The organism is Alcanivorax sp. REN37 (assembly GCF_041102775.1).
Classification (GTDB): Bacteria; Pseudomonadota; Gammaproteobacteria; order Pseudomonadales; family Alcanivoracaceae; genus Isoalcanivorax; species Isoalcanivorax beigongshangi.
The window spans coordinates 2,529,431-2,547,969 of the sequence record NZ_JBGCUO010000001.1 but is presented as its reverse complement, the minus strand read 5'-3'; the positions used below and the strand labels follow the sequence as shown (position 1 = coordinate 2,547,969).

Here is an 18,539-nt window from a genome sequence, read left to right as displayed (position 1 = left end):
ATGACGGAACAGGCGAAGGTCAATCTGCTGGGCTTCTCATACGCTGAGATGGAGGCGTTTTGCCTCGGTATCGGCGAGAAGAAATTCCGCGCCCAGCAACTGCTGAAATGGATCCACCATCATCAGGCGGATGATTTCGAGCAGATGACCGACCTCGGCAAAAAGCTGCGTGAGAAGCTGGCTGAGGTGGCTGAGATCCGTCCGCCGGAGGTGCTCCATGAAAGCATCTCCCGGGATGGCACCCGTAAATGGGTGTTGCAAGTCGATGGCGGTGGTGCGGTGGAAGCGGTGTTCATCCCAGATGGCCGGCGCGGCACGCTATGTGTGTCGTCGCAGGTCGGTTGCTCGGTGGATTGCAGCTTCTGCTCCACCGGCAAGCAGGGATTCCAGCGCGACCTCAGCACCGCCGAAATCATTGGCCAGGTGTGGCTGGCCTGCAAAGCGTTCGGCCCGCGCCGCAACATCGGCGAAAGCCCGGTCACCAACGTGGTGATGATGGGCATGGGCGAGCCGCTGCTCAATTACGATAATGTCGTACGCAGCATGCGGCTGATGCTCGATACCTTGGGGTATGGCATTTCCAAACGTCGCATCACGCTGTCCACCTCCGGGGTGGTGCCGATGATCGACCGCCTCAATGAAGAGTTGGACGTGTCGCTGGCGATTTCGCTGCACGCGCCCAATGATCCGCTGCGCGATGAGCTGGTACCGCTCAACCGCAAATATCCTTTGGCGGAGCTGCTGGCGGCGTGTGAACGCTACGCGCGCAGCGGCGACCGTCAACGCTCCATCACCATGGAGTACGTGATGTTGAAAGGGGTCAACGACCAGCCCGAGCACGCCCGCCAGCTGGTCAAGCTGCTGCGCGGCAAAATGCCGGTGAAGCTGAACCTGATCCCGTTCAACCCGTTCCCGCATTCCGGTTATGAGCGCCCCGCCAAGCCGGACGTGCTGGCGTTCCACAAATACCTCAACGACCACGGCCTGATGACTACCATCCGCACCACCCGCGGTGATGACATCGACGCCGCCTGCGGGCAGTTGGTGGGTGAGGTGATGGACCGGACCCGCCGCGCCGAGCGCTGGCAGAAAACGGTATTCATGCGTGCCGGCACCGATGGTGAAGAGCAGCAGACCGTGCGGATGGCCCCATGACAGTGGTGCACCGGTTGTCGCGTGCTCTGGCGGGCGCCGCTTTCGTCGCGCTGTTGGCCGGCTGTGTCGCGGGCGCTGAACGTATCGGTGAAGTCCGCATCGATGAAGCGGTGCAACACCGGGTGGCCGCCGGCATGGAATACCTGCAGATGGACAAGCCGGAAGAGGCGCGCCAACACTTCTCCCGCGCACTTGAATTGGATCCGCGCAGCGCGCCGGCTAACAACGCCATGGCGCTGCTGTACCGCTACGAAGGCGACAGCGTGCGCGAAGAGCAGCACTACAAGCGCGCGCTGCGCATCGACAGCGATTATGCAGTGGCGCGCAATAACTACGGCATCTTGCTGTACCAGCGCGGCGACTACCGCGGCGCGGTGCGCGAGTTCGAACGGGTGGCTAACGATCCCCGTTACAGCGGCCGTGGCCGTGCGTTCGAGAACCTCGGCCGCAGCTATCAGGCGCTGGGGGACAATGCGCAGGCCGAGAAGGCTTTCCAGCGCGCGCTGCGGTTGACGCGCAACCCTGAGCGCTCGCTGCTGGCGCTGACCCAGCTGACGCAGGAGCGCGGCGATCTGTCGCTGGCCAAGCGTTACTACGACCAATATGCTGCCAACCAGCAGGCGCCCAGTGCCGCCGGATTGCTGGTCGGTATTCGCCTCGCCGAGCGCCGTGGCGCTGACGCCGAGCGGCAGACGCTGACCCAGCGATTGGAACAGGATTATCCGGATTCAGCGGAGCTGCGCGCCCTGAGGTCAGGGCGTTCGAGCGCCGCCCCAGGGAGCTCATCATGACGGATGCACAGACTCTGCCCGGCCAGCGCCTCAAGGAAGAGCGGATCCGGCAGAACCTTACCGAGCAGGAAGCCGCGGCCAAGCTGCACCTGTCCACCACCTACCTGAAAGCACTGGAAGCGGATGATTACCGCCGCCTGCCAGAAGCCACCTTCGTCAAAGGCTACGTGCGCAACTACGCACGGCTGCTGGGTCTGCCAGCCGAGGAGCTGGCGGCGCAGTACCACGCCTTGGTGAAAGATGAGCGTGAGAGCACGCTGCGCACCCCGATCCATGTGATCCCGCACCAGCGCCGCAACCTGTGGCTGTGGCCAGTGTTGATCTTGGTGCTGGCGGTGGTGAGTGCGTTGGCCTGGTGGGCCACGCGCCCGTCGCCGCCCGACAACCTAGAGCCGGACCTGCCGGCCGCCACCGTGACGGTGCCGGATAACGCGGCGCCGGACAGCGCGCCTGAAACCCCGGCCGAGATCGAACTGCCGCCGTTGGATGCCGGCCCAGAGGCCGTCGACAGCGCGCTGTCGGAGCCGCCGACCCCGCCGGCCACGCCGGACCCGGTGATCCCGGAAATCGACCGCATGACCATGAGCTTCGCCGACGCCTGCTGGGTGGACGTGCTCGACGCTGACGGCAAACGTTTGTTCCAAGGTGAACAAACCGCCGGCAGTCAGATCGAAGTCACGGGCGAGGCGCCGTTCCGCGTGACCTTGGGTAATGCGGCAGCGGTCAGTGCCATCGAGCTCAATGGTGACCCGCAGACCCTGCCGCGCTCCGTGCGTGGGCGGGTGATCCGCATCAACGTTCCGTAGTAGGCCGTCAGCGCCGGGAGTTCCCCCGTGGAAAGCCACTCCGAGATTCAGATCACGCGCCGACCGACCCGCAAGATCATGGTCGGCAACGTGCCGGTCGGCGGTGATGCGCCGATCTCTGTCCAAAGCATGACCAACACCAATACCTGTGACGTGGACGCCACCGTGGCGCAAATCCGCCGTCTGGAGCAGGTCGGCGCCGATATCGTGCGCGTGTCGGTGCCGACCATGGACGCCGCCGAGGCGTTCGGGCGCATCCGCCGCCAGGTGTCGGTGCCGCTGGTGGCGGACATTCATTACGACCACACCATTGCGTTGCGGGTGGCGGACGAGGGCGCCGATTGCCTGCGCATCAACCCCGGCAACATCGGCAGCGATGACCGGGTACGCGCGGTGGTGCAGTCGGCCCGTGATCACGGCATTCCGATTCGCATCGGTGTCAACGGCGGTTCGCTGGAAAAAGAGCTGCTGCGCAAGTACCACGAACCCTGCGCCGATGCGCTGGTGGAGTCGGCGCTGCGCCATGCCGAGATCCTCGATCGCTACGACTTCCAGGACTACAAGGTCAGCGTAAAAGCGTCGAATGTGTTCATGACGCTGGAGGCGTACCGCAAGCTGTCTCGCCAGCTGGAGCAGCCGCTGCACCTCGGTGTGACCGAAGCCGGTGTGTTCCGCTCCGGCACCGTCAAGTCGGCGGTGGCGCTGGGGGCGCTGCTGATGGAAGGCATCGGCGACACCATCCGCATCTCGCTGGCGGCTGATCCGGTGGAAGAAATTCGCGTCGGCTTCGACATCCTCAAGAGCCTCAATCTGCGCAAGAAAGGCGTCAACATCATCGCCTGCCCGAGCTGCTCGCGGCAGAACTTCGATGTGATCGCCACCGTCAACGAGCTGGAAGCGCGGCTGGAAGACGTCAGTGAGTCCATCGACCTGGCGGTGATTGGCTGTCTGGTGAACGGGCCCGGCGAAGCGCGCGAGGCTGACATCGGCCTCACCGGTGGCACCCCCAACAACCTGTCCTACGAGGACGGTGACAAGAGCCATCACGTGCGCGCCGAAAGCCTGGTGGACGAGCTGGAGCGCATGGTGCGCGCCAAGGCTGAGCAGCGCCGCAAGGATCGTGAAGCCGGCGTCATCGTGCGGTCCGGCGAGGCCTGAAACCGCTTCCTTTGAATACCGCGGGCGCCGTACCGGCGCCCGTTGCCGTTACTGTCGGGGAGTACCCGTGAGCAAGAAAATCGCCTCCGTGCGAGGCATGAACGACATCCTGCCGGCGCAGTCGCCGCTGTGGCAGTGGTTGGAAGCGCGGGTGGCCGGGGTGCTGGCCGCCTACAGCTACAGTGAAATCCGTACGCCGGTGCTGGAGCGGACCGAGCTGTTTCAACGCGGCATCGGTGAAGTCACCGATATCGTCGAAAAAGAGATGTACACCTTCGATGACCGCAGCGGCGAGTCGGTGACCCTGCGCCCGGAAGGCACCGCCAGTTGCGTGCGCGCCGCCGAGGAGCACGGGCTGCTTTACAACCAGACCCAGCGGCTGTGGTACCGCGGCCCGATGTTCCGCTACGAGCGGCCGCAGGCCGGCCGCTACCGCCAGTTCCATCAGATCGGTGCCGAGACGTTCGGCATGGACGGCCCGGACATCGATGCCGAGGTGATCCTGCTCACCGCCCGCCTGTGGCGCGAGCTCGGTCTCACCGAGCAGGTGACCTTGGAACTGAATACGCTGGGTGACAGCGATGAGCGCGCCGCCTACCGCGATGCACTGGTGGCGTACCTGTCTGATCATCAGGACCAGCTCGATGAAGACAGCCGCCGCCGCCTGACCCGCAACCCGCTGCGGGTGCTGGACAGCAAAGATCCGTCCACTCAGGCGGTACTGCAGAACGCGCCGTCGCTGCTGGATTATTTCGGCGACGCCACCAAGAGCCACTTTGAAACGCTGCGGGCGATGCTCGACCAAGCCGGCATCGCCTACCGCATCAATCCGCGCCTAGTCCGCGGGCTGGATTACTACAACCGCACCGTATTCGAGTGGGTCACCACCGCCTTGGGCGCCCAGGGCACGGTCTGTGCCGGCGGCCGTTACGACGGTTTGGTCGCGCAGCTGGGCGGCAAACCGACCCCGGCGGTGGGCTTCGCCGTGGGCGTCGAGCGACTGATTTTGCTGCTGGAACAGCAACTTCCGGAACTGACGCCGGCGGCAGAGCTCTATATCGTCTCCAGCGACGCCACCGCAGCGCTGCTGCTGGCCGAACAGCTGCGTGATGCGCTGCCGGGCCGGCGTGTGCAGTGCCATTGCGGCGGCGGCAGCTTCAAGAGCCAGATGAAAAAAGCCGACCGTAGCGGCGCCAATTGGGTGCTGTTGTTGGGCGAAGATGAGCTGGCTGCGGAGGAGGTCACGGTGAAGTGCCTCGCCGACGGTCAGCAGCAACGCATGGCACGCGCAGCGCTGGCGACCGAATTGGGCCAGTGGTTGGCAGCACGGAATTAACGGGAAGGGCCGGGCGCTGTCCGGCTTGCAGCGAGGCAAGGAGAAAGGTCGGTCATGAGAAGCGAAGAAGAACAGATTGAAGTGCTGCGTGACTGGTGGGCACGCAACGGCAGCGCCGTGTTGATTGGGGTGCTGGTGGCGGTGGCCGCGGTGGTGGGCATGCGGTTCTGGAATAGCCACAACGCCAACCAAGCGCAAGGTGCTTCCATCGCCTACGAGAAAATGCTCGGCGCGCTGGCGCAAGTGGAAGGCCGTGACGACACTGTGGCCTGGGCCGAGGTGGAAGAGCAGGCCGACCAGCTGCGCAAGGATTACGGCAGCACCGTGTACGCCAGCCACGCTGGCTTGGCACTGGCACGCAAGGCGGTGGCCGCCGGCGACTACGATGCCGCGGCGGGATACCTCAACGATGTGATCAAAGCCGACCGCAACGACGCGCTGGTGTACACCGCTCGTCTGCGACTGGCGCGGGTGGACATCCAGCGTCAGGACTTCGACGCCGCGCTGGCCACCCTGAAAGGCCGCTTCCCCGTCGACTGGTCCGCCCAAGTGGCAGAGTTGCGCGGTGATGCACTGCGCCAGAAGGGTGAGGCTGGAGCCGCCCGCGGTGCCTACGACGAAGCGCTGGCCGCTGCCCCGCAGGGCGATTCGCTGGCCGAGCGCATCCGCATGAAACTGGACGATCTTGCGCCTGCGTCCTGAACGCAGTGTGTAGGGCAAGGAGACTTAGGTGATCAAGCAGCGTCGTTTGCTGGGGCCGCTGGCCGCACTGGCTGCCCTGTTGTGGCTGGCCGGGTGCAGCAGTAACCCCAACGCCATCGAACCCAATCCACTGCCGGAATTCAGCAGTGAATACCGGGCTAAGACGCTGTGGAGCCGCCAAGTGGGCGACGGCGTCAAGAAACAAGCGTTGCGGCTGACCCCGGCAGAAACCCATCGCGGCATCTATGCCGCTGACTATCAGGGCGTGATCGCCGGCTTCGCCCATGAGCGCGGCAAGCGTCTGTGGCGGGTGAAAACTGGCGAGCGCATCAGCGGCGGCTTGTACGCCGGCTACGGGCTGGTGATGTACGGCACCCGTGAGGGTGACGCAGTGGCGCGCTCGGAAGACGACGGCAGCGAAGTTTGGCGCGTGGCGCTCGGCTCAGAGGTGCTGGCGCCGCCGGCGGTGAATGCCTCTATTGCGGTGTTCCAGAGCATTGATGGCCGTGTGTTTGCACTCGACACGCTGTCCGGTGAGCAGCGCTGGAGTTTTGATAACCCGGTGCCGATCCTGATCCTGCGTGGTGCCGCCACACCGCTGATTGCCAACGACCGCGTCTACGTGGCGTTCGCCAACGGCAAGGTGGCGGCGCTGGATGCCGACACCGGTGCGCCGCTGTGGGAGCGCCGCGCGGCTGAGCCCACCGGGCGTTCCGAGTTGGAGCGGCTGGTGGACATCAGCAACAACATGATCGTCGAGGGCGGCGGTGTATTCGTCGGCAGTTTCCAGGGCAGTGTGTCGGTGCTGGATGAGGAAAGCGGCCGCCCCTATTGGACCAAAGAAATGTCCACCACCACACAGATGGCCAGCGGTCGCGGCGTGCTGTTCCTCGCCGATCACACCGGCCATGTGTGGGCCATCGACCAGCGCAGCGGCGATACACTGTGGAAGCAGGACGCGCTGTATGGCCGTGGTCTTACCGGCGTGGCGCTGCAGCATGGGCAATTGGTGACCGGCGATGCCGAAGGCTACTTGCACTGGATGGACGCTGAAACTGGCCGCATCACCGCCCGCGCCCGGTTGCACCGCAAAGGCTTCGCGGCCGCACCGCTGGTGCGTGACAACGTGCTGTACGTACTTGGCCAACGGGGCAAGCTGGCGGCCTATACGCTCGAACCGCGCTGACCGCGGCGCCATAAACGAGTAACATTCCGGACGCCCGCACTTCGCGGGCGTCCTTTATTGAGTGATCACCTGTCGATGAAACCCGTGCTGGCCCTGGTGGGGCGCCCGAATGTGGGCAAGTCCACCCTGTTCAACCATCTCACCCGCACCCGCGATGCGCTGGTGGCCGATTTCCCCGGCCTCACCCGTGACCGCAAATACGGCAGCGGCCGCATTGGCGATCGCCCCTATGTGGTGATCGATACCGGCGGTATCGGTGAGGGTCTCGAAGGGGTGGTGGAAGCCACCACCAATCAGGCGATGCAGGCGCTGTCGGAAGCCGATGCGGTGTTGTTCCTGGTGGATGGCCGTGCCGGCCTGACTGCTGCTGACCAGCAGTTGGCGCAGCAGCTGCGCCAGTTGGACAAGCCGGTGCATCTGCTGGTGAACAAGATCGATGGCGTCGATGAGCACGCCGCCAGTGCCGAGTTCTACGCCCTGGGTCTCAGCGATCTGCACCCCGTGGCGGCGGAAACCGGCCGCAACGTGCGCCGCATGATCGAGCAGGTGCTGTCCGGATTCCCGTTGCCTGAGGAGCGCGACGCCGAGCAGGAAGCCGAAGAAAGCGGCATCCGGGTGGCGGTATTGGGACGTCCCAACGTCGGCAAGTCGACGCTGGTGAACCGCCTGCTCGGTGAAGAGCGAGTGGTGGTCTACGACATGGCCGGCACCACCCGCGATACCATCGAAATCCCCTATACCCGGCACGGCCAGCGCTACACGCTGCTGGACACCGCCGGCATCCGCCGCCGCGGCAAGGTGTTCGAGGCGGTGGAAAAGTTCTCGGTGGTGAAAGCCATGCAGGCGGTGGACCAAGCCCACGTGGTGCTGCTGGTGATCGACGCCCAAGAAGGACTCACCGAGCAAGACCTGCATCTGCTGGGTTACGTCATTGAGGTGGGCCGCTGTGTGGTGATGGCGGTGAACAAGTGGGATGGCCAGCCCACTGAACAGCGCGAAAAAATCCGCGCCGACCTGCAGCGCCGCCTGCATTTCGCGCCCTGGATGCGCTTCCACACTATTTCTGCTCTGCACGGCACCGGCGTCGGCGATCTGTATCCGCTGATCCACCGTGCTTGGGAATCGGCGTTCCCCAAGGTCAGCACCAACCGGTTGACGCGCATGATGGAAGAAATCACCGCCCGCCATCAGCCGCCGATCGTGGGCCGCAACCGCATCAAGTTGCGCTATGCGCACATCGGCGGCAGCAACCCGCCGCGTATCATCATCCACGGCAGCAAGGCTGACGCGGTACCGGACGCTTATCGCCGCTACTTGGAAAACCGTTTCCGCGAGCTGTTGAAGTTGGAAGGCACGCCGGTGCGGGTGGAGTTCAAGAGCGGCGCCAACCCCTACGAGGGCAAGAAGAACGAACTGACCGAGCGCCAGATCCGCAGCAAGCGCCGGATGATGAAGTTCGTCAAGAAAAGGTAACCGGCATGGTGCGGCGGGGCTGGGGATGGCTGCTGCTTCTGGGGTGGTCCGGCGGGGTCGGGGCGGATGTGCCTTGGTCTGCCGAAGCGCCGCTGCCGGCAGTGCTCACGCCAGCTCGTATGAGCCAGCCGCAATCGGAAGTGCCTGGCAGTGTTACCGTCCTTGATCGTGAGCTGATCCAACGCAGCGGCGCCCGCGAGCTGGCCGAGGTGATGCGCTTCGTGCCCGGCATGCAAGCGTTGAATGTGGACGGCAACGTGCCCACCGTGGGCTACCACCCCACGCTTGCCCGTGATACCCGCCGTATGCTGGTGCTGATCGACGGCCGCTCGGTGTACCAGCCGGGGCTGGCGCGAGTGATGTGGAACAACCTGCCGCTGGACCTGGCCGACGTCGAGCGCATCGAAGTGTCGCGCGGCCCCAGTGCCGCCAGCTACGGCGCCAACGCTTACACCGCGGTGGTCAACATCGTCACCCGCCACCCACTCGATGTCACCCGCACCGCACTGGCGGCTGAAACCGGCAGCAATGGCATTCACGGACTGCGTGCCCATCAGGGCCTGCGCTGGCAAGACGGCGCCTTGCGCTGGAGCCTGTCCGAGCACGGTGACCGTGGCTATGACCACCGTGATCTCATTGATGGCTTACGCCAGCACGACAGCAAGCGCATCCGCCAGGGCAATCTGCGGCTGGTGTACGAACTGGATGCCAGCAACACCGTGGAACTGTGGCTGGGCGGCGCCGAAACCCGCCAACAGCGACCGCCGGAGGCCGGCTGGTCGCAGTTCGCGCGCTGGACCGACAGTCGGTCCGACAGCCACCAGAACCTGTTCGTACAGGGGCGCTGGCAGCATCAGCTTTCTCCCGAGCATCAACTGCAGCTGCAGGGCTACGCTCAGTGGAGCCGCACCGACGACACCCTCAGCCTGTGTGCACTGGATCCGTTGACCGGCCAGCCTGGCCCCGGCGGGGGGCTGCTGTTTTCCCGGGAGCTGCGTGATCTGTTCGAAGCACAGGGGCGCGACCTCAATGCCACGCTGGCGGCGCTGCCCGGGGATGCCGCCTCAGTGCAGCGCTACCAGACGCTGCTCGCCAGCGGCGCTGCGCCGCTGTGCGGGCGCGTGGACCGGGGCTTGCAGGAAGGGCGCCTGGATTTGGAGCTGCAGGACACCTGGCAGCTACACCCGCGCCTGCGGCTGGTGTCTGGCGCCCAGTTGCGCCATGACAGCGCAGACAGCGAGTTCTACCTCGGCGGGCAGCGTGATAACCGCAGCCACGCTTTGTTCGGGCAGTTGGAGTGGCGGGTGCTCGATCCGCTGCTGCTGCACTTCGGCAGCTTCTACCAGCAGGACCAAATCAATGGCCGTCAATTGAGCCCGCGCGCGGCGCTGGTGTGGCGGCCTGCGCCCGGGCACGGGGTGCGGTTGGTGCACTCGCGGGCGGTGCGCACGGTGGACTTGTTTGAAGCCCATGCCGATTACGATATCCGCCTGCACGGACTGTCTCCGGCCTGGCGGCAGCAGGCAGCGGCGCTGCTTGGCGATACGCAGGCGCGCTTGTTCCTGACCCAGAGCGCCGACGGCAGCTTGCAACCGGAGAAAATACGCGCCAGCGAGATCGGCTATTTCATGGGAAAGGGGCCGCTGGTATTGGACCTGCGGGTGTTCGATGAGCACCTCACCAGCCTTATTACCCATCCGATGAATCCGGTGGAATTCGAAGCCCACAATAATGATTGGGTGACCCACCATGGCTGGGAGGCGACGCTGGATCTACGGCCGCATTGGCGTCACCAGTTGCGGCTGACGGCAGCGGAAATTCGCAGCCGCAGCAGCGCTCGGGCTGAGCGCCGGCTGGCCGCCCATCACAGTGGTTCGGCGCTGTGGCACTGGACGCTGGATCCCCATTGGAACCTGGGCCTGCGCTACCTGCGTGCCCAGCCGCTTAACACGCGCCGTTACGAGCAACTGGGCGCCATGCTCCAGTATCAACAGCCGCTGGCGGCTGCTACCACCCTGCAATGGACGCTGTCCGGTGAATACAGTCTGAGCCGTGACGCGGTGGTATTTGCGGAGAACTATTATCGGGAGCGCTACCGGGTATGGCTGGGCGCGACGCTGTCATTCTGAGCCGCGTGCGCGGCCTCAGCGGCATCTTGGCGCTGCTGTGGCTGCTGCTGGCAGCGCTGCCGCTGCGCGCCGGGCCGCTGCCCGTGGCGGTGCTGGGTTCCTCCGATCAGCTGCGCGCTGAGTTTGCCGCCGCGCTGACGGCAGTGGCCGATCAGGTGACCTTAGTGCCACCGGCCGCGGCGCAGTTGTGGGTGGCGTTGGGGGATGACGCCTTCCAGCAGGCATTGGCCGGTGATCGGCCGGTGTGGGGAGTCGGCATTGCGCGCGCCCAGTTATTGGCGGCGCTGGAACGAGGTTGCCACTGCAGCGGCTCGTTTGCCGAGAATGATCCGCACCGCCAGTTACAGCTGCTGCATTGGTTGTTCCCGCGCGCCAGGCGGGTAGGGGTGCTGGTAGGGCCGGACAGCCAGTGGCAATTGCAGGGCTTGCAGGACAGTGCACGGGCGCTGGACCTGCAGTTGCAAGTGCAGGCGGTCACTGACCAGACCTCGATGGCGCGCCAGCTGCCACGTCTGCTGGCGCACACCGATGTGCTACTGGGTGTCTCCGACAGCGCACTGTTCAATGCCGCGTCGGCGCGTTTGGTACTGCTCACCGGTTATCGTCAGCAGGTGCCAGTGGTCGGCCCCGGCGAAGTATTTGTGCGCGCCGGCAGCGTGGCATCCAGTTACAGCACGCTGGAAGACTACGCCGCCGACGCCGCGCTGGCCCTGACCACTTTTCGCGCCCAACGGCGTTGGCCTCAGGCGCGGTTCCCGGTGCATTTCTCAGTGTTGGTGAACCAGCATGTGGCACGCGCCTATGACGTGCCCTGGCTGGATGAGCAGCAACTGCAGCAGTTGCTGGGAGGTACGCCATGAAGCGCAATGTCTCGCTGCGGGTGCAGCTGCGTTTGCTGGGCATAGTGCCAGCGCTGATCCTGCTGTTGCTGCTGCTCGGCTTGGTGACCTGGCAGCGCTTCAATGACGCCGCCGCCGAGCTGGCCGGCAAGGGCCATTTCATTGCCCAGCACCTGGCCACCTCATCCGAGTACGGGGTGCTGTCCGGCAATTTCGAAGACCTGCGCCAGCAAGCGCAACTGGCGTTGCTGGATGCCGAAGTGCGCTATGTGCTGTTCACTGATGTGCGCGGTGATGTGCTGCTCTACCAGAGCGCCGGTGATGCCGATATTCGCCAACAGCAGCGGGCGCTGCTGACGTTTTCGTCGCGCATCTATCGGCAGCCGGTGACGGTGCCGGATGGCGGCACCGCAGTGACGCCGGCGCAGGTGGTCACTGACACGCCGCTGCCGATTGGGGAGGTAGTCGTCGGGCTCTCCAGTGAGTCGGTCTCAGCGCGGCAGCGGCAGATTTTGCTGGCGTCACTGGCGCCGGCGCTGGCGGCACTGTTGGCGGCGTTTTGGATTGCCGGGCGTTTGGCCGGCACGCTGTCGACACCGCTGGCGGCGTTGTCACGGTTGGTGCGGGTGATCCGCGCCGGCGGCTATCACGTGCGCGGCACCAGCAGTCTCGGCGGTGAACTGGCCGAGCTGCAAACCGACATCAACGAGTTGGCCTCGGCGCTGGAGCGGGCCCGCCGCGAGCAGGATGCGGCGATGAATGAGCTGCGCGCCGCGCAGCAACGCGCAGAAGCCGCCAGTGATGCCAAGAGCGGTTTTTTGGCGATGATGAGCCACGAGTTGCGCACCCCGCTCAACGGGGTGCTCGGCATGCTGCAGTTGATGGAAACCACCGAGCTGAGCCAAGAGCAGCGCGAATACGCCAGCGCGGCGGTGGAGTCCACCAACCATCTGCTCAACGTGATCAACGATATTCTCGATTTCTCGCGCATCGAATCCGGGCGCATGGATCTGGAACTGCGCTTCTTCCCGGTCGCAGAGTTGATCCGTAACTGCGTGGCCAACTTCCGCTACCTGGCCGAGCAGAAAGGGCTGGCGTTGACGCTGGACGGGCTCGACAGCGTGGCGGATCTGGCGGTGCGCTCTGATTCCACCCGGTTGCGGCAGGTGCTGGGCAATCTGGTGTCGAACGCGGTGAAATTCACCGATCGCGGCAGCATCCATGTGCAGGTCGGCTGCGAGCCGGTGGCGGGCAGTGATCGGGTGCGGCTGACGCTGGCGGTGCGCGATACCGGTATCGGCATTCCTGATGACAAACTGCATGGCCTGTTTTTGGCATTTTCCCAGCTCGATTCATCCACCTCGCGCCGTTATGGCGGTGCTGGCTTGGGTCTGGCCATTTCGCGCCGCTTGTGCGCCATGCTTGGCGGCGAATTGACGGTGAGCAGTCGCGCCGGTGGCGGCTCCACATTTGTTGCCGAGTTCGTGCTGGATGCTCGCCGTGGCGGCGCCAGCGCACCGCTGGCGGCACCAGAGCGGCTGCAAGTACTGCGTGGCACGGTGCTGCTGGTGGAAGACAACAGCATCAATCGCATGGTCACCGAGCGCATGTTGCGCGACAGCGGAGTCACCGTGATCAGTGCCGAGAACGGCGAGCAGGCGCTGGTGCGACTGGCCAGCGCGCAAGTGGACTGCATCTTGATGGATGTGCAGATGCCGGTCCTCGATGGCCTCGAAGCCACCCGCCGCCTGCGCGCGTGGGAGCAGGATCAGCAGCGTACCCGGTTGCCAGTGGTGGCACTGACCGCCAATGCCTTGGCCGGTGAGCGCGAGCGCTGTCTGGAGGCGGGCATGGACGATTACCTGTCGAAGCCATTCCTGCGGCGCCAGTTGCTGGAGGTGGTGGGGCGTTATTTGCCCTCGGCTGAGGCATGACCCGCTAGCCGGTGTGGCCTGCGCGGACTAGTAGAGGAGGCGGCGCAACCGGCGTGATTGAGGCCGTCACGCGCCCAGTTGGCAGTGTCGAGCGGCGTGATTCCGATGAGGTGGGGACGGTGTGCGGCGCGGAATCGCTCTGATGGGGTGGCGTGCTCTGGCTGGGCTGGCGAGGGATGCCCACTTATCCTGCCTGTTGAACCTGTTGAACCTGTTGAACCTGTTGAACCTCCCGAGTGCTCGGAGATCACGGACGCCGCTCCGTGGGCCAGGCACTCCTCACACCATCGAAGTCGCGGTCACGCCGTTACTCAGTGATACCAGAACAGTTCAGCCCTCGGTCGGCGTCACGCTGACCACATCTGCCTCTAAGCGGCCGTCTGCGAGCCGCACCATAATGCGCTCCCCGGCGCTGACTTGACTGACCGAGCGCAGCGCCTGCTCCTGTTTGAAACCGATTGCATACCCCCGTCCCAGCGTCGCCAGCGGGCTGCTGGTGTGCAGGCGGTGGCCAAGCGTGGCCAGTTGATCCTGCCGCTGTTGTAAGCGGCGTTGGATGGCGGCATCCAGTCGCCGCCGCTGGCTGTCCAGCTGCTGCCGGGCGCGCAGCAAAGTGGCGCTGGGGCTTTGCGACCTGAGCCGACGCTCCAAGTAGTGCAGGTGGCTACGCTGTTGCTCGAGCCGCTGGTGCAGCGCCCGGCGCAGGCGGCCGTCTAACTCGTCCAACTGCTGGGCGTACTGCTCCAGTTGCTCACGCGGATGACGCAAACGGCGCTGCAGATGGCGCAGCTGCTCCAGCGGCAGTGACAGCGTGCGCGACATGGCGCGCGCCAGCCGCTGCTGCTGGAGGCCCAGTTGTTGCGCCACCCGGCTCAGGTCCGGTCCTACCAATTCGGCGGCGGCGGATGGCGTCGGCGCGCGTAGGTCGGCGGTGAAGTCGGTGAGCGCGCTGTCCACTTCGTGGCCGACGGCGGACACCACCGGGATAGCGCTGGCGGCCACGTCGCGCGCCAACTGCTCATCGTTGAAGGCCCACAGGTCCTCCAGCGATCCACCGCCCCGGCCGAGAATCAGCACATCGCATTCCTGGCGGGCATTGGCCAGTGCCAGTGCCGCGCGCAGCTGGGCAGGTGCATCTTGACCCTGCACGGCGCTGGGGTAGATCAGCACCGGGATCTGCGGGCAGCGGCGGCGCAGCACCTGCAAAATGTCATGCAATGCAGCGCCACTGGGCGAGGTGATGACGCCGATTTGCCGCGGCAGCGTCGGCAGCGGCCGCTTGCGCTCCGGCTCGAACAGCCCTTCCTGCTGCAATAGCGCTTTGAGCCGTTCGAATTCCTGGCGCAGCCGGCCCTCGCCGGCTTCTTCCATGTGCTCGATCACCAATTGGTAGCTGCCGCGCGGTACGTACAGCGTTACCCGCGCGCGCACCAGCACCTGTAAACCGTTGCGAGGCTGGAATCGCAGCAGTTGATTGCGGCCACGGAACATGGCGGCGTTGACCTGAGCGCGGTCGTCTTTGAGCGAGAAGTAGAGGTGACCGGACGCGGGCCGCGACAGGTTCGACAGCTCAGCTTCGAGCCAAATCAGGGCAAAGCCGCCCTCCAGCAGGCCCTGGGCCTCCAGATTGAGTCGGCTGACGCTGTAGATGCGCCGTTCGGCGCTGGCAAGGTCGGTATGCATGGCGCGAAGTGTAGCGGCCCAGAATGGATTTTACGCCCCCGGCGCGGCGGCCGTTTACCCTTCCGCCCCCAGAGCCTATAATTGGCCGCTTCATTTTCCCCACCTTTGCGACGGTGCCTTATGCTCAGAATTGCGCAAGAAGCACTGACCTTTGACGATGTTCTGCTGGTGCCAGCCTATTCGGAAGTGCTGCCGAAGAACGTTTGTCTCAAGTCACGACTGACCCGCGATATCAGCCTCAACATTCCTCTGGTGTCAGCGGCCATGGATACGGTGACCGAATACCGTCTGGCCATCGGCATGGCCCAGGAAGGCGGCATCGGCATCCTCCACAAGAACATGGATCTGCACGAGCAGGCACGTCATGTGCGGCTGGTGAAGAAATTTGAAAGCGGTGTGGTGCGCGACCCGATCACGGTCGGCCCGGAAACCACTGTCGCTGAGCTGCTGCGCATCACTGACAGCCACCACATCTCCGGCGTGCCGGTAGTGCAGGGTGATCAGGTGGTGGGCATTGTCACCAGCCGCGACACCCGCTTCGTGACCGAATTCAAGCAGCCGGTCTCGGCCATCATGACCGAGAAAGAGCGGCTGGTGACGGTCAAGGAAGGCGCCAGCGCCGAGGAAGTGCAGCAGTTGCTGCAGCGCCACCGCATCGAAAAGTTGCTGGTGGTGAATGATTCCGGCGCCCTGCGTGGCTTGATCACCGTCAAAGACATCGAGAAATCCAAACGCTTCCCCAACGCCTGCAAGGATGACCAGGGCCAGCTGCGGGTGGGCGCAGCGGTGGGCACCGGTCCGGAAACCGAAGAGCGCGTTGAAGCGCTGGTGGACGCCGGTGTTGACGTGCTGGTGGTGGATACCGCCCACGGCCATTCCCGTGGCGTGATCGAGCGCGTGGCGTGGGTGAAAAAACACTTCCCGCAGGTGCAGGTGATTGGCGGCAACATCGCCACCGCTGAAGCGGCGATTGCGCTGGCGGAAGCCGGTGCCGATGGCGTCAAAGTGGGTATTGGTCCGGGCTCAATCTGCACCACCCGCATCGTTGCCGGGATCGGCGTGCCGCAGATTTCTGCGGTGTCTGATGTGGCGGACGCGTTGGCCAAGTACGACATCCCGCTGATTTCCGACGGCGGCATCCGTTTCTCCGGTGACGTGGCCAAAGCAGTGGCCGCCGGTGCCAGCGCCATCATGATCGGTTCGCTGCTGGCGGGTACCGAGGAAGCGCCGGGCGAAGTGGAGCTGTTCCAGGGCGGCTATTACAAGGCCTACCGCGGCATGGGCTCCTTGGGCGCCATGTCCGGCAGTTCCAACTCCAGCGACCGCTACTTCCAGGACGCTTCTGCCGGTTTGGAGAAGCTGGTGCCGGAAGGCATTGAAGGCCGCGTGCCCTACAAAGGCCCGATGACCGCCATCGTTCACCAGCTGGTGGGCGGGCTGCGGGCTGCCATGGGGTACACCGGTTGTGCCGACGTGGAACAGATGCGCACCAAGCCCACCTTCGTGCGTATCACCGGGGCGGGCATCAAGGAGTCCCACGTGCACGACGTGACCATCACCAAGGAAGCCCCTAACTACCCGATCAGCTGATCGGCGGTGTGCTTCCGTCAGACGCAGGATCGGTCGGTGAATCTCCCGGCCGATTTTGCGTTCTGAGCCCCGCACATTGTGCGGCAACCCTTTGATTTCCGGCGCTCTGCGCGCGACTTAGTGGCTATCGACGATGAAAGACATCCATTCCCAGCGCATCCTGATCCTTGATTTCGGTTCCCAGTACACTCAACTGATCGGCCGCCGCATCCGCGAGATCGGCGTGTACTGCGAGATCCGTCCCTACGATCTGGAGGCTGAGGAGCTGCGCGCCTTTGCTCCGGCCGGTGTGATTCTATCCGGCAGCCCGGAAAGCGTGACCGCTGACAGCACGCCGCGGGCACCGCAAGCGGTGTTCGAGCTGGGCGTGCCGGTGCTCGGCATCTGCTACGGCATGCAGACCATGGCCGCCCAACTGGGCGGCGCTGTGGAGCAGGGCCAAACTCACGAGTTCGGTTATGCACGGGTAGAGAAGCAAGCCGACAACGCGTTGCTGGCTGGCATCGTCGACCATGAACAAGACGGCAAAGAATGGCTGGATGTGTGGATGAGCCACGGCGATCGCGTCACCGCGCTGCCGCCGGGCTTCACTGCCGGCGCTGCCACCGATGCCTGTCCGATTGCCGCGATGGGCGACGATAAACGCCGCTTCTATGGCGTGCAGTTCCATCCGGAAGTGACCCACACCCTGCAGGGTGGCCGGCTGCTGGAGCGCTTCGTGCGCGACCTGTGTGGCTGCGAACAGCTGTGGACGCCGAGCAACATCATTGAAGATGCGATCCGTACCATTCGCGAGAAGGTCGGCACCGATGACGTGATCCTGGCGCTGTCCGGCGGTGTGGATTCCTCAGTGGTGGCGGCCCTGCTGCACCGCGCCATCGGCAGCCAGCTGACCTGCGTATTCGTCGACCACGGCCTGCTGCGTCACCGTGAAGGCGACCAGGTGATGGAAATGTTTGCGCAGAATATGGGCGTAAACGTCATCCGCGTGAATGCCGAGGACATCTATCTGGGCAAACTCGCTGGCGTCACCGATCCGGAACAAAAACGAAAAATCATCGGCAATACTTTCATCGAGATTTTCGACGAACAGGCCGCCAAATTGAGCAACGCCAACTGGCTGGCGCAAGGCACGATTTACCCGGACGTGATCGAGTCAGCCGCCACCAAAGGTGCGCACCTGATTAAGTCGCACCACAACGTCGGCGGCCTGCCGGAAGACATGAAGCTCAAGCTGATCGAGCCGCTGCGCGAGCTGTTCAAAGATGAAGTGCGCAAGATTGGTTTGGAACTGGGCCTGCCCTACGACATGGTCTACCGCCACCCGTTCCCAGGCCCGGGCCTCGGCGTACGCATCCTTGGCGAGGTGAAGAAAGAATACGCCGATATCCTGCGCGCGGCAGACCACATCTTCATCACCGAGCTGCTGGAAGCCGGCCTCTACCACAAGACCAGCCAAGCGTTCGCAGTGTTCCTGCCGGTGAAATCCGTCGGCGTGGTGGGCGATGCCCGCCGCTACGAATACGTGATCGCGCTACGCGCGGTGGAAACCATCGATTTCATGACCGCTCGCTGGGCGCACCTGCCCTATGAGTTTCTGGAGAAAGTCTCCACTCGCATCATCAACGAGATCTCCGGCATTAGCCGCGTGACCTATGACGTGTCGAGCAAGCCGCCGGCGACGATTGAGTGGGAGTGATCACACGTTAGGCATTAGCTGGTACAAACTGGCATTAAATTACACTTAAGTCCATGTT

The 18,539-nt window shown here is 64.4% G+C and carries 14 protein-coding genes; 13 read left to right on the top strand and 1 reads right to left on the bottom strand.

Going from position 1 to position 18,539, the window contains the following annotated elements; all coding sequences use genetic code 11:
• The 11 genes from rlmN to AB5I84_RS11500 all read left to right on the top strand — a co-directional run bounded on the left by rlmN (window position 1) and on the right by AB5I84_RS11500 (window position 13,509).
• The gene (gene rlmN, locus AB5I84_RS11550) at window positions 1-1,155 is read left to right on the top strand and encodes a dual-specificity RNA methyltransferase RlmN (protein WP_369456012.1); all 1,155 of its coding nucleotides are present in this window, start codon (window positions 1-3) and stop codon (window positions 1,153-1,155) included.
• Window positions 1,152-1,946: a type IV pilus biogenesis/stability protein PilW gene (gene pilW, locus AB5I84_RS11545; protein ID WP_369456011.1), complete on the top strand. Its 795-nt coding sequence runs from the start codon at window positions 1,152-1,154 to the stop codon at window positions 1,944-1,946. Before rlmN ends, pilW begins: the two co-directional genes overlap by 4 nt.
• Window positions 1,943-2,752: a RodZ domain-containing protein gene (locus AB5I84_RS11540; RefSeq protein ID WP_369456010.1), complete on the top strand. Its 810-nt coding sequence runs from the start codon at window positions 1,943-1,945 to the stop codon at window positions 2,750-2,752. The genes pilW and AB5I84_RS11540 overlap by 4 nt, the downstream gene beginning before the upstream one ends.
• Window positions 2,753-2,830: 78 nt before the next feature.
• Window positions 2,831-3,910, top strand: coding sequence for a flavodoxin-dependent (E)-4-hydroxy-3-methylbut-2-enyl-diphosphate synthase (gene ispG / locus AB5I84_RS11535; RefSeq protein WP_439650211.1), 1,080 nt, complete (start codon window positions 2,831-2,833; stop codon window positions 3,908-3,910).
• A 67-nt stretch (window positions 3,911-3,977) separates the two neighbouring features.
• On the top strand, window positions 3,978-5,246 hold the full coding sequence (hisS, locus tag AB5I84_RS11530) for a histidine--tRNA ligase (protein ID WP_369456008.1): 1,269 nt from the start codon (window positions 3,978-3,980) through the stop codon (window positions 5,244-5,246).
• 54 nt (window positions 5,247-5,300) lie between these two features.
• Complete coding sequence (locus AB5I84_RS11525; protein ID WP_369456007.1) at window positions 5,301-5,948, top strand: YfgM family protein; 648 nt, start codon at window positions 5,301-5,303, stop codon at window positions 5,946-5,948.
• Between the two features lie 28 nt (window positions 5,949-5,976).
• A complete protein-coding gene (gene bamB, locus AB5I84_RS11520; RefSeq protein WP_369456006.1) occupies window positions 5,977-7,134 on the top strand; it encodes an outer membrane protein assembly factor BamB in 1,158 nt (385 codons plus the stop codon).
• A 75-nt stretch (window positions 7,135-7,209) separates the two neighbouring features.
• A complete protein-coding gene (der, locus tag AB5I84_RS11515) occupies window positions 7,210-8,607 on the top strand; it encodes a ribosome biogenesis GTPase Der (protein WP_369456005.1) in 1,398 nt (465 codons plus the stop codon).
• A gap of 68 nt (window positions 8,608-8,675) precedes the next feature.
• Window positions 8,676-10,736: a TonB-dependent receptor plug domain-containing protein gene (locus AB5I84_RS11510; protein ID WP_369456004.1), complete on the top strand. Its 2,061-nt coding sequence runs from the start codon at window positions 8,676-8,678 to the stop codon at window positions 10,734-10,736.
• The gene (locus tag AB5I84_RS11505; RefSeq protein ID WP_369456003.1) at window positions 10,709-11,596 is read left to right on the top strand and encodes a hypothetical protein; all 888 of its coding nucleotides are present in this window, start codon (window positions 10,709-10,711) and stop codon (window positions 11,594-11,596) included. Before AB5I84_RS11510 ends, AB5I84_RS11505 begins: the two co-directional genes overlap by 28 nt.
• Window positions 11,593-13,509 (top strand): response regulator, encoded by a 1,917-nt coding sequence (locus tag AB5I84_RS11500; protein ID WP_369456002.1) that lies wholly within the window; start codon window positions 11,593-11,595, stop codon window positions 13,507-13,509. Before AB5I84_RS11505 ends, AB5I84_RS11500 begins: the two co-directional genes overlap by 4 nt.
• A gap of 330 nt (window positions 13,510-13,839) precedes the next feature.
• Here the strand turns inward: AB5I84_RS11500 and xseA are convergent, their stop codons facing one another.
• Window positions 13,840-15,192 (bottom strand): exodeoxyribonuclease VII large subunit, encoded by a 1,353-nt coding sequence (gene xseA / locus AB5I84_RS11495; RefSeq protein WP_369456001.1) that lies wholly within the window; start codon window positions 15,190-15,192, stop codon window positions 13,840-13,842.
• Between the two features lie 120 nt (window positions 15,193-15,312).
• Here xseA and guaB point away from each other — a divergent pair, with 120 nt between their 5' ends.
• Window positions 15,313-16,782, top strand: a complete 1,470-nt coding sequence (guaB, locus tag AB5I84_RS11490; protein WP_369456000.1) for an IMP dehydrogenase — start codon at window positions 15,313-15,315, stop codon at window positions 16,780-16,782.
• A gap of 133 nt (window positions 16,783-16,915) precedes the next feature.
• Window positions 16,916-18,481, top strand: a complete 1,566-nt coding sequence (gene guaA / locus AB5I84_RS11485; protein ID WP_369455999.1) for a glutamine-hydrolyzing GMP synthase — start codon at window positions 16,916-16,918, stop codon at window positions 18,479-18,481.
• The last annotated feature ends 58 nt before the right edge of the window (window positions 18,482-18,539 follow it).

Excerpts from the sequence above, each read along its gene's own strand:
- rlmN (WP_369456012.1), top strand. The coding sequence starts at position 1 with ATGACGGAACAGGCGAAGGTCAATCTGCTGGGCTTCTCATACGCTGAG.
- pilW (WP_369456011.1), top strand. The coding sequence starts at position 1,152 with ATGACAGTGGTGCACCGGTTGTCGCGTGCTCTGGCGGGCGCCGCTTTC.
- AB5I84_RS11540 (WP_369456010.1), top strand. The coding sequence starts at position 1,943 with ATGACGGATGCACAGACTCTGCCCGGCCAGCGCCTCAAGGAAGAGCGG.
- ispG (WP_439650211.1), top strand. The coding sequence starts at position 2,831 with ATGGTCGGCAACGTGCCGGTCGGCGGTGATGCGCCGATCTCTGTCCAA.
- AB5I84_RS11525 (WP_369456007.1), top strand. The coding sequence starts at position 5,301 with ATGAGAAGCGAAGAAGAACAGATTGAAGTGCTGCGTGACTGGTGGGCA.
- der (WP_369456005.1), top strand. The coding sequence starts at position 7,210 with ATGAAACCCGTGCTGGCCCTGGTGGGGCGCCCGAATGTGGGCAAGTCC.
- AB5I84_RS11505 (WP_369456003.1), top strand. The coding sequence starts at position 10,709 with ATGGCTGGGCGCGACGCTGTCATTCTGAGCCGCGTGCGCGGCCTCAGC.
- AB5I84_RS11500 (WP_369456002.1), top strand. The coding sequence starts at position 11,593 with ATGAAGCGCAATGTCTCGCTGCGGGTGCAGCTGCGTTTGCTGGGCATA.
- xseA (WP_369456001.1), bottom strand. The coding sequence starts at position 15,192 with ATGCATACCGACCTTGCCAGCGCCGAACGGCGCATCTACAGCGTCAGC.
- guaB (WP_369456000.1), top strand. The coding sequence starts at position 15,313 with ATGCTCAGAATTGCGCAAGAAGCACTGACCTTTGACGATGTTCTGCTG.
- guaA (WP_369455999.1), top strand. The coding sequence starts at position 16,916 with ATGAAAGACATCCATTCCCAGCGCATCCTGATCCTTGATTTCGGTTCC.